Origin of the sequence: Pseudomonas sp. dw_358, from assembly GCF_018449655.1 — a bacterium.
GTDB lineage: Bacteria > Pseudomonadota > Gammaproteobacteria > Pseudomonadales > Pseudomonadaceae > Aquipseudomonas.
This window is the reverse complement of the sequence record NZ_JAAVUX010000006.1, coordinates 196,187-210,577: the sequence shown is the minus strand read 5'-3', so window position 1 is coordinate 210,577 and position 14,391 is coordinate 196,187. Positions and strand designations below refer to the sequence as shown.

11 protein-coding genes are annotated in these 14,391 nt (G+C 63.3%); all 11 read left to right on the top strand.

Features of this window, described 5'->3' with window-relative positions; translation table 11 throughout:
- Positions 1-19 precede the first annotated feature (19 nt).
- The gene (locus HB675_RS11900; protein ID WP_213878510.1) at positions 20-967 is read left to right on the top strand and encodes a choline ABC transporter substrate-binding protein; all 948 of its coding nucleotides are present in this window, start codon (positions 20-22) and stop codon (positions 965-967) included.
- A gap of 65 nt (positions 968-1,032) precedes the next feature.
- On the top strand, positions 1,033-1,878 hold the full coding sequence (gene choW, locus HB675_RS11895) for a choline ABC transporter permease subunit (RefSeq protein ID WP_213878509.1): 846 nt from the start codon (positions 1,033-1,035) through the stop codon (positions 1,876-1,878).
- A complete protein-coding gene (choV, locus tag HB675_RS11890; RefSeq protein WP_213878508.1) occupies positions 1,875-3,053 on the top strand; it encodes a choline ABC transporter ATP-binding protein in 1,179 nt (392 codons plus the stop codon). The genes choW and choV overlap by 4 nt, the downstream gene beginning before the upstream one ends.
- A gap of 200 nt (positions 3,054-3,253) precedes the next feature.
- A complete protein-coding gene (gene betI / locus HB675_RS11885; protein WP_213878507.1) occupies positions 3,254-3,847 on the top strand; it encodes a transcriptional regulator BetI in 594 nt (197 codons plus the stop codon).
- Between the two features lie 50 nt (positions 3,848-3,897).
- Positions 3,898-5,367: a betaine-aldehyde dehydrogenase gene (betB, locus tag HB675_RS11880; protein WP_213878506.1), complete on the top strand. Its 1,470-nt coding sequence runs from the start codon at positions 3,898-3,900 to the stop codon at positions 5,365-5,367.
- A gap of 194 nt (positions 5,368-5,561) precedes the next feature.
- Positions 5,562-7,250: a choline dehydrogenase gene (betA, locus tag HB675_RS11875; RefSeq protein ID WP_213878505.1), complete on the top strand. Its 1,689-nt coding sequence runs from the start codon at positions 5,562-5,564 to the stop codon at positions 7,248-7,250.
- Positions 7,251-7,439: 189 nt separating this feature from the next.
- Complete coding sequence (locus tag HB675_RS11870; protein ID WP_213878504.1) at positions 7,440-8,882, top strand: TldD/PmbA family protein; 1,443 nt, start codon at positions 7,440-7,442, stop codon at positions 8,880-8,882.
- Positions 8,882-10,201, top strand: a complete 1,320-nt coding sequence (locus tag HB675_RS11865) for a TldD/PmbA family protein (RefSeq protein WP_213878503.1) — start codon at positions 8,882-8,884, stop codon at positions 10,199-10,201. Before HB675_RS11870 ends, HB675_RS11865 begins: the two co-directional genes overlap by 1 nt.
- 23 nt (positions 10,202-10,224) lie before the next feature.
- Positions 10,225-11,739 (top strand): multidrug transporter subunit MdtD, encoded by a 1,515-nt coding sequence (mdtD, locus tag HB675_RS11860; protein ID WP_256737518.1) that lies wholly within the window; start codon positions 10,225-10,227, stop codon positions 11,737-11,739.
- A 56-nt stretch (positions 11,740-11,795) separates the two neighbouring features.
- Positions 11,796-13,181: an ATP-dependent RNA helicase DbpA gene (dbpA, locus tag HB675_RS11855; RefSeq protein ID WP_213878501.1), complete on the top strand. Its 1,386-nt coding sequence runs from the start codon at positions 11,796-11,798 to the stop codon at positions 13,179-13,181.
- Positions 13,182-13,192: 11 nt separating this feature from the next.
- On the top strand, positions 13,193-14,371 hold the full coding sequence (locus HB675_RS11850; protein ID WP_213878500.1) for an aminoacetone oxidase family FAD-binding enzyme: 1,179 nt from the start codon (positions 13,193-13,195) through the stop codon (positions 14,369-14,371).
- Positions 14,372-14,391 lie beyond the last annotated feature (20 nt).

Genomic DNA, 14,391 nt, shown 5'->3' with positions numbered 1-14,391 from the left:
AACCTCCAGGAGTCCACCCATGAAAGCTTCACCTTCGATGTTGCTGGCTGCTTTGCTGAGTCTCCCCGTGCTGGCCCAGGCGGCTGAACCGGCGCAATGCGGTCTGGTCAACTTCTCGGATGTCGGTTGGACCGACAACACCGTGACCACCGCCGTCACCAGTGCTGTCCTCGAATCCCTCGGTTACAAGACCAAGACCACCATGATTTCGGTCCCGGTGACCTTCAAGTCCCTGGCCGATGGCAAGAACATGGACGTCTTCCTGGGTAACTGGATGCCGACCATGGAAAACGACATCAAGCCTTACCGCGATGCCGGCACCGTGGAAACCGTGCGCGCCAACCTGGAAAACGCCAAGTACACCCTGGCGGTTCCGCAGGAGCTGTATGACAAAGGTCTTCACGACTTTGCCGACATCGTCAAATTCAAGAAAGAACTGGACGGCAAGATTTACGGCATCGAGCCAGGCAACGACGGTAACCGCCTGATCCAGAGCATGATCGACAAGAACGCCTTCGGCCTGAAAGACGCCGGCTTCAAAGTCGTCGAGTCCAGCGAAGCCGGCATGCTGTCCCAGGTCGACCGCGCCACCAAACGTCACACCGACGTGGTGTTCCTGGGCTGGGAACCGCACCCGATGAACACCCGCTTCAAAATCAAATACCTGACCGGTGGCGATGACTACTTCGGCCCGAACTTCGGCCAGGCCACCGTCTACACCAACGTGCGCAAGGGCTACACCCAGGAATGCAGCAACGTTGGCCAACTGCTGAAAAATCTGTCGTTCACGCTGCCGATGGAGAGCTCGCTGATGGGCAACATCCTCGACGACAAGATGAAGCCAGATGTTGCTGCCAAGGCATGGCTGAAGAAGAACCCACAAGTACTTGATACCTGGCTCGCCGGCGTCACCACCATTGATGGTAAACCAGGCCTGGAGGCCGCCAAAGCCAAGCTGACCCAGTAACGCGGTGCCGACGCGGTACGCCGCGTCGGCCCCTGTCTTCCCCCCGCATGCGGACGTTCACTACCATGCTGACTGATCATAAACTCCCACTGGGCGAATACATTGCGGCCTTCGTCGACTGGCTGACCCGCCACGGCGCCAGCACCTTCGACCTGATCTCATCGACACTGGAGAGCCTGATCCACGGCCTCACGTTCGGTCTGACCTGGTTCAACCCCTTTGTACTGACCGCGTTGATCGCCGCTCTGGCGCATTTCATCCAGCGCAAGTGGGGGCTGACCGCCTTCGTGGTGCTGTCGTTTCTGCTGATCCTCAACCTCGGCTACTGGCAGGAGACCATGGAGACCCTCGCCCAGGTGCTGTTCGCCACCGCCGTGTGCGTGGTGATCGGTGTGCCGCTGGGTATCGTGGCGGCCCACAAGCCGATGTTCTACACCATGATGCGTCCTGTACTCGACTTGATGCAGACCGTTCCAACCTTCGTTTACCTGATCCCTACCCTGACACTCTTCGGCCTGGGCGTAGTGCCCGGGCTGATTTCCACCGTGGTCTTCGCCATTGCGGCGCCGATCCGCCTGACCTATCTGGGCATTCGCGACGTGCCCCACGAGCTGATGGACGCCGGCAAGGCCTTCGGCTGCTCGCGCCGCCAACTGCTGTCGCGCATCGAATTGCCTTACGCCATGCCCAGCATCGCCGCCGGCATCACCCAGTGCATCATGCTGTCGCTGTCCATGGTGGTGATCGCCGCCCTGGTGGGCGCTGATGGCCTGGGCAAGCCCGTGGTCAACGCCTTGAACACCGCCGATATCGCTCTGGGCTTCGAAGCGGGCCTGGCGATCGTGTTGCTGGCCATCATGCTGGACCGCATCTGCAAACAGCCGGACCTGAAGATCGGGGGTGACGCATGAGCATCATTCGTTTCGAAAACGTCGATGTGATTTTTACCAAGGACCCTCGCGAGGCCTTGAAGCTGCTGGACCAGGGGATGGATCGCGCGCAGATCCTCAAGAAGACCGGGCAGATCGTCGGCGTGGAAAAAGCCAGCCTGTCCATCGAAAAGGGCGAAATCTGCGTGCTGATGGGCTTGTCCGGTTCGGGCAAGTCCAGCCTGCTGCGCTGCATCAACGGTCTCAACACCGTGAGCCGCGGCTCGCTGTTCGTCGAGCACGAAGGCGCGCAGATCAACATCGCCTCCTGTTCCCCGGCCGAACTCAAGCTGATGCGCACCAAGCGCATAGCCATGGTGTTCCAGAAGTTCGCCCTGATGCCTTGGCTGACGGTGCGCGAAAACATCAGCTTCGGCCTGGAAATGCAGGGCCGTCCTGACAAGGAACGCAACAAGCTGGTGGATGAAAAGCTTGAGCTGGTGGGCCTGACCCAATGGCGCAACAAGAAGCCCGACGAGCTCTCCGGCGGCATGCAACAGCGCGTCGGGCTGGCCCGGGCGCTGGCCATGGACGCCGACATCCTGTTGATGGACGAACCCTTCTCTGCACTTGACCCGTTGATCCGTCAGGGCCTGCAGGACGAATTGCTGGAACTGCAACGCAAGCTGCACAAGACTATCGTGTTCGTCAGCCATGACCTGGACGAGGCGCTCAAGCTGGGCAGCCGCATCGCCATCATGAAAGACGGCAAGATTGTTCAGTACAGCAAGCCGGAAGACATCGTGCTCAACCCGGCAGACGAATACGTACGCACTTTCGTCGCCCACACCAACCCGCTCAACGTGTTGCGCGGTCGCAGCCTGATGCGCACCCTGGACAACTGCAAGCGCATCAACGGCTCGGTCTGTCTGGACCCTGGCGTGGATTCTTGGCTGAACCTGGGCGAAGGCCACTCGCTGACCAGCGCCCGCCAAGGCGGCGATGCCCTCAACACCCAGGCCTGGGTTCCGGGCCAGTCGGTCGAGAGTCTCGGCCGCTACCCGACCGTGGTGCACGCCGACATCGGCATGCGCGACGCGTTGCAGATCCGCTATCACACCGGCAACAAGCTGGTGCTGCAGGACAACAACGAAGTCGTGGGCATTCTCGGTGATACCGAGCTGTATCACGCGCTGCTGGGTAAAAACCTGGGGTGAGCAACAGGACCCGGCCGAGGAGTGATCATTGATCGCTCCTCGGCTGTTGGCGTATTTCTTGCCCTCCCCCCACCTCGGTCATCGAGGTGCCGTTCGACGCCCGATGTTTTTTATTGATTGAACGATCAATAAAAATAAAATAGACTGATTTGATTCGGTCGGGCGCCAAGATTTGCACGAAAGCCCAAGGAGACAGGCCCATGCCCAAGGTTGGTATGCAACCTATTCGTCGTCAGCAGTTGATCGAAGCCACCCTGACGGCGGTTGACCAAGTGGGCATGGCGGAAGCCAGTATTGCCTTGATTGCCCGATTGGCCGGGGTGTCCAACGGCATCATCAGTCACTACTTTCAGGACAAGAACGGCCTGATCGCCGCGACCATGCGTTATCTGATGAACGCGCTGATCATCAACGTGGCGGCACGCCGCCAGGCGCTCGATGATGACAGCCCGCGGGCCCATCTGCAGGTGATCATCGAAGGCAACTTCGACGCCAGCCAGGTCAACGGCCCGGCCATGAAAACCTGGCTGGCCTTCTGGGCCGCGAGCATGCACCAGCCGTCGCTCCACCGGTTGCAGCGGATCAACGATCACCGCCTGTATTCCAACCTGTGCTGCCAGTTCCGCCGCGTCATGCCGCTGGAACAGGCACGCAGCGCGGCCCGCGGGCTGGCCGCCCTGGTGGATGGCTTGTGGCTGCGCGGCGCGCTGTCAGGGGATGCCTTCGACACCGCCCAGGCCAAGCGGATTGCCTATGAGTACATGGATCTACAGTTAGCCAAACAGGTGGGATAAGCGACGCCAAGCGTCGATCCCCCTCAAACACATGCACATGCGAGGACACTATGGCCCGTTTCGGACTGCAAAAGCTTTACATCCACGGCGGCTACTCTGACGCTACCAGCGATGCCACTTTCGAGGCCATCAACCCGGCCAATGGCGAACTGCTGGCGCTGGTGCAACGGGCCAGCCAGGCAGACGTCGAGCGCGCCGTGGTCAGTGCCGAGCAAGGCCAGAAAGTCTGGGCCGCGATGACCGCCATGGAGCGTTCACGCATCCTGCGCCGCGCCGTCGACATCCTGCGCGAGCGCAATGACGAACTGGCCGCTCTGGAAACCCTGGACACCGGCAAGGCCTACTCGGAAACCCGCTACGTCGACATCGTCACCGGCGCCGACGTGCTGGAATACTACGCCGGCCTGGTGCCCGCCATCGAAGGCGAGCAGATCCCGCTGCGTGACACCTCCTTCGTCTACACCCGCCGCGAGCCATTGGGCGTCACCGTCGGCATCGGCGCGTGGAACTACCCGATCCAGATAGCCCTGTGGAAATCGGCACCGGCTCTCGCTGCCGGTAACGCGATGATCTTCAAGCCCAGCGAAGTCACCTCGCTGACTACCCTCAAGCTGGCGGAAATCTACACCGAAGCCGGCCTGCCCGATGGCGTGTTCAACGTCCTGACCGGCAGCGGCCGTGAGGTCGGCGGCTGGCTGACCGAGCACCCGCGCATCGAAAAAATCTCGTTCACCGGCGGCACCGACACCGGCAAGAAAGTCATGGCCAGCGCATCGAGCTCGTCGCTCAAGGAAGTGACCATGGAGCTGGGCGGTAAAAGCCCGCTGATCATATTCGAAGACGCCGACCTCGACCGCGCAGCAGACATCGCGATGATGGCCAACTTCTACAGCTCCGGTCAGGTTTGCACCAACGGCACACGGGTGTTCATTCCCACCGCTCTGCAGGGGGCCTTCGAAGCGAAGATCGCCGAGCGGGTCAAACGCATCCGCGTTGGCTGCCCGCAGGATGAAAGCACCAACTTCGGCCCGCTGGTGAGCTTTGCCCACATGGAAAGCGTGCTGGGTTACATCGCCAAGGGCAAAGAAGAAGGCGCACGCCTGCTGACCGGCGGCGATCGTCTGGGCGGCGAGCTGGCCAATGGTGCCTATGTGGCGCCTACCGTGTTCACCGACTGCACCGACGAGATGACCATCGTGCGCGAAGAGATCTTCGGCCCGGTAATGAGCATCCTCACCTACGACAACGAAGCCGAAGTCATCCGCCGCGCCAACGACACCGAGTTCGGCCTGGCCGCCGGTATCGTCACCCGCGACCTGACCCGCGCGCACCGCGTGATTCATCAACTGGAAGCCGGTATCTGCTGGATCAACGCCTGGGGCGAGTCCGACGCGAAGATGCCGGTGGGCGGCTACAAGCAATCGGGCGTCGGTCGCGAAAACGGCATTAGCTCGCTGGCGCAGTACACCCGGATCAAGTCGATCCAGGTCGAACTGGGCGACTACGCCTCGGTTTTCTAACGCCCTGCGCCCCTGAAATTTGCCCATGCGGGAGGGCTGGCATGCTTCCTGTGGGAGCAGGGCTTGCCTGCGATGCAGACGACGCGGTCCGACCAGACTGCGGTGCTGCCATCGCGGCCAAGGCCTGCTCCCACAGGGTGAGTGCCCGCCTCCATCCCGGATGACACGCCCCTCTATTCCCAAGGGAGCAGCACATGTCCCAAGACTACGACTACATCATCATTGGCGCCGGCTCGGCCGGTAACACCCTGGCCACGCGCCTGACCGAAGACGCCGGGGTCACCGTCCTGTTGCTCGAAGCGGGCGGCCCGGACTACCGCGCCGACTTCCGTACGCAGATGCCGGCCGCCCTCGCCTTTCCCCTGCAAGGTCGCCGCTACAACTGGGCCTACGAGACCGATCCCGAGCCACACATGGACAACCGTCGCATGGAATGCGGTCGCGGCAAGGGTCTGGGGGGTTCTTCCCTGATCAACGGCATGTGCTACATCCGCGGCAACGCCATGGACTACGACGGCTGGGCCAAACTGCCGGGTCTGGAAGACTGGAGTTACCTGGACTGCCTGCCGTACTTCAAGAAAGCCGAGACCCGCGACATCGGCCCCAACGATTATCATGGCGGCAACGGCCCGGTCAGCGTCACCACGCCCAAGGCTGGCAATAACCCGTTGTTCCACGCCATGGTCGAAGCCGGGGTGCAGGCCGGTTACCCGCGTACCGACGACCTCAACGGTTATCAGCAGGAAGGGTTCGGCCCCATGGACCGCACCGTCACGCCCAAGGGCCGTCGCGCCAGCACGGCGCGGGGCTACCTGGACGTGGCCAAACAACGCAATACCCTGACCATCGTCACCCACGCGCTGAGCGACCGCATCCTCTTCGAAGGCAAGCGCGCCGTCGGGGTCAAATACCTGGTGGGCGACAGCGATACCCCGCACGAAGCCCGCGCCCGCAAGGAAGTGCTGGTATGCAGCGGCGCCATCGGTTCGCCGCAACTGCTGCAGCGCTCCGGCGTCGGCCCGGCCAGGCTGCTGGAAGGCCTGGGCATCCCGGTAGTGCACGACCTGCCCGGCGTGGGTGAGAACCTTCAGGACCACCTGGAAATGTACTTGCAATACGCCTGCACCGAGCCCGTGTCGCTTTACCCATCGCTGCTGTGGTGGAACCAGCCGAAGATCGGCGCCGAGTGGATGTTCAACGGCACCGGCATTGGTGCCAGCAACCAGTTCGAGGCCGGCGGGTTCATCCGTTCGCGCCCGGAGTTCGAGTGGCCGAACATTCAGTACCACTTCCTGCCGGTAGCGATTAACTACAACGGCAGCAATGGTGTGAAAGAGCACGGTTTTCAGGCCCACGTCGGCTCCATGCGCTCACCCAGTCGTGGCCGGGTGCAGCTCAAGTCGAAGAACCCGCGGGAATACCCGAGCATCCTCTTCAATTACATGGCCACCGAACAAGACTGGCAGGAGTTTCGCGACGGCATCCGCCTGACCCGCGAAATCATGCAGCAACCCGCGCTGGACAAGTACCGTGGCCGCGAGATCAGCCCGGGCATCGAGGTGCAGACCGACGAGCAGCTGGATAAATTCGTCCGCGAGCACGCCGAGACGGCGTTCCACCCGTCCTGCTCGTGCAAGATGGGCACTGACGAGATGGCCGTGGTCGACAGCCAGGGCCGCGTGCATGGCATGCAGGGGCTACGGGTGGTGGATGCCTCGATCATGCCGATCATCACCACCGGCAACCTCAATGCGCCGACCATCATGATCGCCGAGAAAATTGCCGATCGGATTCGCGGGCGCAAACCGGAGGCGCGTTCCACGGCCGCCTACTATGTGGCCGGTGATGCCCCGGTGCGCACGGCGCCGATGCGAGTGGTCTGACCAGAAAGGTCGCGCTCAAAGCAACCCCTTGCAGGACCGAGCTTGCTCGGGAACCAGACGCCGATGGTTGACAGGTACAACGCGGCGTGTTTTTCCCGAGCAAGCTCGGTCCTGCAAAGCCCCACTGATTGCTCCTGATACAAAAGATGGCCTAAGCTGGCCCTCTCCCCCGCAGCCCCGAGGCTGACCATGTTCGATTTCACCGCCACGCTGGCGCAGCGCTTTGCCGCCCTGCGCAGCCGTGCCCCATTCTTCTCCGTGCGCTACGTGCGCCAATCCAGCCAGCACCTCTCGGTGCGCAAGAACATTGCCGAACCGCCCAGCCTCAGCCGCGACGAAGGGGCCATGCTCACCGTGCGTATCGCGGGCGTCGAAGCCTACGCCGCCACCCCCGACCTCTCCCAGGCCGGCTTGCAGCGCGCGCTGGAACAGGCTGAAGCCCAGGCTCGCGCGATCCAGGCTCACGCCCTGCTCGACCTGAGCGAGCAAGCCGTCGCCCAAGGCCGCGCCGACTACCTGTCGCCCAACTTCGAGCAGCCGTTCCCCTCGCTCGCCGATTGCTTTGCGCTACTCAACCAAGAGTCGGCCAGCGTGCCGGCGGACGAGCGCTTTGCCAGCTGGCAAGTCAGCCTGGGCGTCACCACGGTCGAGCAGATCTACCTGAACACTGCTGGCGCACAATTGCGTCAGGCCCAGCGCTTCATCTTCCCGGGCACCACGGTCACCGCCTACGACGGCCATGACAGCCAGCGCCGCAGCCTGGGTCGGGAAAATTTCGGCCAGCAAGGCGGCGCCGAAGTGCTGGAGCGCTGTGGCCTGATGGGCTCCGCCGTCAAGGTCGCCGATCAGGCGCTGCAACTGTTGCTGGCCCCCAACACCCCCGAGGGGCCACGGGACCTGCTATTGACCCCGGACCAGATGACCTTGCAGATCCACGAGTCCATCGGCCATCCGCTGGAGCTGGACCGTATCCTCGGTGACGAGCGTAACTACGCTGGCACCAGCTTCGTCAAAGCCAGCGACTTCGGCCATTTGCAGTATGGCTCGTCGCTGCTCAACGTGACCTTCGACCCGGACATCCCGGAACAACTGGCCAGCTACGCCTTCGACGACGACGGCACGGCGGCCAGCAAGCAGTTTCTGATCCGCGACGGCCGTCTAGAACGGCCACTGGGCGGCGCCCTGTCCCAGCACCGCGCCAGCCTCGACGGCGTCGCCAACAGCCGCGCCTGCGGCTGGAACCGCGCGCCCATCGATCGCATGGCCAACCTCAACATCGAGCCGGGCAACCGCAGCATGGCGCAGTTGGTCGGCAGCATCGAGCACGGCATCCTGATGTCCACCAACCGCTCCTGGTCTATCGATGACGCGCGCAACAAGTTCCAGTTCGGCTGCGAGTGGGGCCAGTTGATCGAGAATGGCGAGCTCAAAGGCGTGGTCAAGAACCCCAACTATCGCGGCATTTCCGCCGATTTCTGGGGCAACCTGAGCGCGGTTGGCGACCGCAGCACGTTCCAGGTGCTGGGCACGCCCAACTGCGGCAAGGGCGAACCCAATCAGGTGATCCGCGTTGGGCACGCCTCGCCTGCCTGCGTATTCAGCCAGGTTGACGTATTTGGGGGAGACGCCTGATGAGCGAGCATTTCGAAGCACTGGTGCAGTGGCTGGGGCAGGCCGTGGCAGCGCCGCAGCATTTCACCTTCGGCTACAACGCCGAGACCTCGGACTTCATCCGTTTCAACCATGCCAAGGTGCGCCAGGCCGGGCATGTCGAACAGGCCAGCGGTTTCCTCAAATTGATGGATGACGGCCGTCAGGCCGATCTGCAACTGACCCTCTGCGGTGACGTCGATGTTGATCAGCAGCGGCTGGCCGAGGCCCTCGACAGCCTGCGCGAGACCTTGCCGCTGCTGCCGGCCGATCCTTACCTGCAACTCAACACCAGCGTCTGGCGCAGCCATCACGTCCACACCCCTGAATTGCCCGATGCCGAGGCCATCGTCGCGCAGATCAGTGGCTCAGCGGCTGGCCTGGACCTGGTCGGCATCTACGCAGCGGGTACCATCAGCCGCGGCTTCGCCAGTTCCCACGGGGCATTCGGTTGGCACCAGGCCAACAGCTTCAACCTGGACTGGAGCCTGTTTCACGGCAACGGTCAGGCGGTGAAGTCCAATTACGCTGGGCAGGTCTGGCAGGACGAACAGTTCGTGCAGCGCCTGCGCAAAGCCAGCGCGCAGCTGGCGTTTCTCGAGCGGCCCGCCAAGGTGCTGCCCCCCGGCGAATACCGCGCCTACCTGGCCCCCGCCGCGCTGGACGAAATCGTCGGCATGCTCAGCTGGGGCGGCTTTTCGGCCCAGTCCATCGCCAGCAAGAGCAGCCCGTTGCAACGCCTGTATGGCGGCGAAGCACAGCTCAGCCCGTTAACCCACATGAGTGAGCAGGTCAGCGGCTCGCTGAGCCCGGCTTTCTCCGAAGAGGGATACCCGCGCAAGGACCTCGCCCTCGTGGAAGGCGGCCAAGCCGGCGAGCGCCTGATCGATTCGCGCAGCGCCGCCGAGTACGGCCTGGTCAACAACGGCGCCGGTTGGGGTGAGGCGCCGAGCGCCTTGGCCATGGCGGCGGGCGACCTGGCCGAGAGCGATATCCTGCGCCAGCTCGGCACCGGGCTGTACATCAGTAACCTGTGGTACCTCAATTACTCCGACCTGCCCGCCGGGCGCATGACCGGCCTGACCCGATTTGCCACTTTCTGGGTCGAAGACGGTCAGATCCAGGCGCCGGTCAACACCATGCGTTTCGATGACAGTGTGTACAGCCTGCTGGGCAGCCAGTTGGAAGCGCTGACGGCGGAGCGCGAGATGATCTTGTCCACCAGCACCTACGGTGAGCGGCAGACGTCGTCGAGCCATTTGCCAGGGGCGTTGGTGCGCAAGTTGACATTGACCCTGTAGGCCCCACTCTTGTAGGACCGAGCTTGTTCGGGAAGGCGGCGGCGCGGGCCTCCCGAGCAAGCTCGGTCCTACAGGAACAGGGCAGCCCCCACACAAAACAAAGAGCCGAAATGCCGACAACCCCTCTTCTCGACGCAAAAACCGCACGCTGGCTCCCATGGGTCGTGGCGATTGCCTTTTTCATGCAATCGCTCGACGGCACCATTCTCAACACCGCCCTGCCGGCCATGGCCCGCGACCTGGAGGAGAACCCGTTACGCATGCAAGGCGTGATCATCGCCTACATGCTCACAGTCGCCCTGCTGATCCCGGCCTCGGGCTGGCTGGCCGACCGTTTCGGCACCAAGCGTGTGTTCTTCAGCGCCATCCTGATCTTCAGCATCGGCTCGCTGGCCTGCGCGCTGTCATGGTCGCTGAACGTGCTGATTTTCTCCCGCATCATCCAGGGCCTGGGCGGAGCGTTGATGGTGCCGGTGGGGCGGCTCATCGTCCTGCGCGCCTACCCGCGCAGCGAGCTGGTGCGGATCATGGGCTTCATCACCATTCCCGGATTGCTCGGCCCGTTGCTGGGCCCGACCCTCGGCGGCTGGATCGTCGAATACCTGAGCTGGCACTGGATTTTCCTGCTCAACCTGCCCGTCGGCGCGTTGGGCTGTCGCGCCGTCTGGCTGCTGGTCCCCGATCTGCGTGGCGCCACCCGCACCCGCTTCGACGGCATCGGCTTTCTGCTGTTCGGCGCCTCCATGGTGTTGATCACTGTCGCCATGGAAGGCCTGGGAGAACTGAACCTGCCGCACATGCGGGTGATGCTCCTGCTGTTCTTCGGCATGGCCTGCCTGGCGGCCTATTGGCTGCGGGCCGGCCACATCGACAGCCCGCTGTTCGAGCCCAAGCTGTTTCGCACCCGCACCTTCGCCGTGGGCATCCTTGGCAACCTGTTTGCTCGCCTGGGCAGCGGCGCCCTGCCGCTTCTGGTGCCGTTGCTGCTGCAAGTGGCGCTGGGCTACTCGCCCGCCCAGGCCGGCATGAGCATGATCCCACTGGCCGCCTCGGCCATGGCGGCCAAGTCCCTGGCGCGCTGGCTGATCGAGCGGTTCGGCTATCGCATCGTTCTCACCGGCAACACCCTGGCCCTGGGCATCATGCTGGCCAGCCTCGGCCTGGTCTCCACCAGCACGCCCTATTGGCTGATGCTGACCCAACTGGCGATCGTCGGCGGGATCAACTCGATGCAGTTCACGGCGATGAACACCGTGACGCTGATCGACCTCGACGACCATAACGCCAGCAGCGGCAACAGCCTCCTCTCGGTGGTGGCGCAACTGTCCCTGAGCCTGGGCGTGGCCTGCGCCGGCGCGTTGCTGGGCGGGTTTACCGCCGAGATCGGCCAGGGCACGGTGGACACCGTACTGGGCGCGTTCCAGCTGACCTTCCTATCGGTGGGAATCATGGCCATCCTTGCCGCCGGAATCTTCGTGCAGCTGTCCAATCAGGACGGTCGGCGTGTTGCTCGTCCAGAACCAGAGGTTCACGAATAGGGGGATTGGCTGCGGGCTGATACACTGCGCGACATTTTGTTTTGCAGGCCCGTCCCGTGACCACCATTGCCACCGCTTTTAATACTCTGCCCCTGTCCGCCGCCATGCTGGCCAACCTCGAATCGCTCGGGTACGCCCAGATGACGCCGATCCAGGCGCAGAGCTTGCCGGTGATCCTCAAGGGCATGGACCTGATCGCCCAGGCCAAGACCGGCAGCGGCAAGACCGCCGCCTTCGGCATTGGCCTGCTTAACCCGATCAACCCGCGTTTCTTCGGTTGCCAGGCATTGGTGATGTGCCCGACCCGCGAGCTGGCTGACCAGGTGGCCAAGGAAATCCGCCGCCTGGCCCGCGCCGAAGACAACATCAAGGTTCTGACCCTGTGTGGCGGCGTGTCCTTCGGCCCGCAGATCGCTTCCCTGGAGCACGGCGCGCACATCATCGTCGGCACCCCGGGACGTATTCAGCAGCACTTGCGCAAGGGCTCGCTGATCCTCGACGGCCTCAACACCCTGGTGCTGGACGAAGCCGACCGCATGCTGGACATGGGCTTTTACGACGCCATCGCCGACATCATCGAGCAGACCCCGGAGCGCCGCCAGACGCTGCTGTTCTCTGCCACCTACCCGGTGGGCATCAAGCAGCTATCGTCGAAATTCATGCGCAACCCGCAACAGGTCAAGTCCGAAGCGATGCATGCCGACAGCGAGATCGAGCAGCGCTTCTATGAAATCTCCCCGGAAGAGCGCCTGGAAGCAGTGACCAAGGCATTGGCTCACTTCCGCCCGCAGTCCTGCGTGGCGTTCTGCTACACCAAGCAGCAGTGCACCGAAGTGGTCGACCATCTCACCGCCAAGGGCATCAGCGCCGTGGCCCTGCACGGCGACCTCGAACAACGAGACCGCGATCAGGTCCTGGCCATGTTCGCCAACCGGAGCACCTCGGTACTGGTGGCCACTGACGTCGCGGCCCGCGGCCTGGACATCGATGCGCTGGACATGGTGATCAACGTCGAACTGGCCCGCGACTCGGAAATCCACATTCACCGCGTCGGCCGTACCGGGCGTGCCGGTGAAAAAGGTCTGGCCATCAGCTTTGTCGCGCCCTCCGAAGCCCATCGCGCCCAGGCCATCGAGCAATTGCAACGCGCCCCACTGGCCTGGGAGCCGCTGTCGAGCCTCACGTCCAAAGGCGGCGAGCCGCTGCTGCCGGTGATGAGCACCTTGTGCATCGGCGCCGGGCGCAAGGACAAGGTCCGCCCGGGTGACATCCTCGGTGCCCTGACTGGCGACGCCGGCATCCCCGGTGCCCAGGTCGGCAAGATCGCCATTTTCGACTTCCAGGCCTATGTCGCCGTGGAGCGCAGCGTCGCCAAGCAGGCGTTGTCGCGTCTGAACAGCGGCAAGATCAAGGGTCGCTCGCTGCGCGTGCGCATTCTGTAAGAGGGCAAGTCGTGGGTGCTACCGACGTTATCGTCATCGGTGCCGGCGCGGCCGGCCTGATGTGTGCTCTGACGGCCGCTGCGCGCGGCCGTCAGGTGCTGCTGATCGACCACGCCAACAAGGCCGGCAAGAAGATCCTCATGTCCGGCGGCGGCCGCTGCAATTTCACCAATATGTACACTGAACCGGCCAACTTCCTCTCGCAGAACCCGCACTTCTGCAAGTCCGCGCTGGCGCGCTACACCCAGTGGGACTTCATCGAGCTGGTGGGCAAACATGGCGTGCCCTATCACGAGAAGAAGCTGGGGCAGCTGTTCTGTGACAACAAGTCCAGCGACATCCTCGGCTTGTTGCTGGACGAATGCGACCAGGCCGGGGTCAAGCTGCACTTGGACACGTCCGTGCAGCAGATCGACAAGAGCGACAGTGGCTACCGCTTGCAGACCAGCATGGGGCCGCTGGACTGCACGTCGCTGGTGGTGGCCACAGGCGGCCTGTCGATCCCGACCCTGGGGGCTACCGGCTTCGGCTACCAGATCGCCCGACAGTTCGGCCACAACGTGCTGGCCACCCGCGCAGGCCTGGTACCGCTCACCATAACCGACCAGCTCAAGGAGCTGTGTACCGAGCTTTCCGGGACCTCGGTGGATTGCGTGGTCAGCTGCAACGGCATGAGTTTTCGCGAGAACCTCCTGTTTACCCACCGCGGCCTCAGCGGTCCGGCGATCCTGCAGATCTCCTCGTTCTGGCACCCCGGTGACACGATAGAGATCAACCTGTTGCCCGAGCACGATGCCTTGAGCTGGCTGCAACAGCAGCAAGGCGAGCGGCCCAACAGCGAGTTGAAGACCTTGCTCGGGGAAATCTTCACCAAGAAGATGGCCAACCTGCTGGCCGAACAGTGGTTCGTGTCCAAGCCGATGAAGCAATACACCCCCGGCGAGTTGGCGACCGTGGCCGAGCAAGTGGGCAGTTGGCAGTTGGTGCCGGCAGGAACCGAAGGCTATCGCACCGCCGAGGTGACCCTGGGCGGTGTCGATACCCGCGAGGTCTCGTCCAAGACCATGGAATCGCTGAAAAGCCCAGGGCTGTATTTTGTCGGTGAGGTACTGGATGTGAGCGGGCACCTGGGCGGCTTCAACTTCCAGTGGGCCTGGGCGTCGGGGTATGCAGCGGCGCAGTTTGCCTGAAGCACCCTATGCCCGTCCTG

What these genes read in the sequence shown, in the direction of transcription:
- HB675_RS11900 (WP_213878510.1), top strand. Translation starts at nt 20, where the DNA reads ATGAAAGCTTCACCTTCGATGTTGCTGGCTGCTTTGCTGAGTCTCCCC.
- choW (WP_213878509.1), top strand. Translation starts at nt 1,033, where the DNA reads ATGCTGACTGATCATAAACTCCCACTGGGCGAATACATTGCGGCCTTC.
- choV (WP_213878508.1), top strand. Translation starts at nt 1,875, where the DNA reads ATGAGCATCATTCGTTTCGAAAACGTCGATGTGATTTTTACCAAGGAC.
- betI (WP_213878507.1), top strand. Translation starts at nt 3,254, where the DNA reads ATGCCCAAGGTTGGTATGCAACCTATTCGTCGTCAGCAGTTGATCGAA.
- betB (WP_213878506.1), top strand. Translation starts at nt 3,898, where the DNA reads ATGGCCCGTTTCGGACTGCAAAAGCTTTACATCCACGGCGGCTACTCT.
- betA (WP_213878505.1), top strand. Translation starts at nt 5,562, where the DNA reads ATGTCCCAAGACTACGACTACATCATCATTGGCGCCGGCTCGGCCGGT.
- HB675_RS11870 (WP_213878504.1), top strand. Translation starts at nt 7,440, where the DNA reads ATGTTCGATTTCACCGCCACGCTGGCGCAGCGCTTTGCCGCCCTGCGC.
- HB675_RS11865 (WP_213878503.1), top strand. Translation starts at nt 8,882, where the DNA reads ATGAGCGAGCATTTCGAAGCACTGGTGCAGTGGCTGGGGCAGGCCGTG.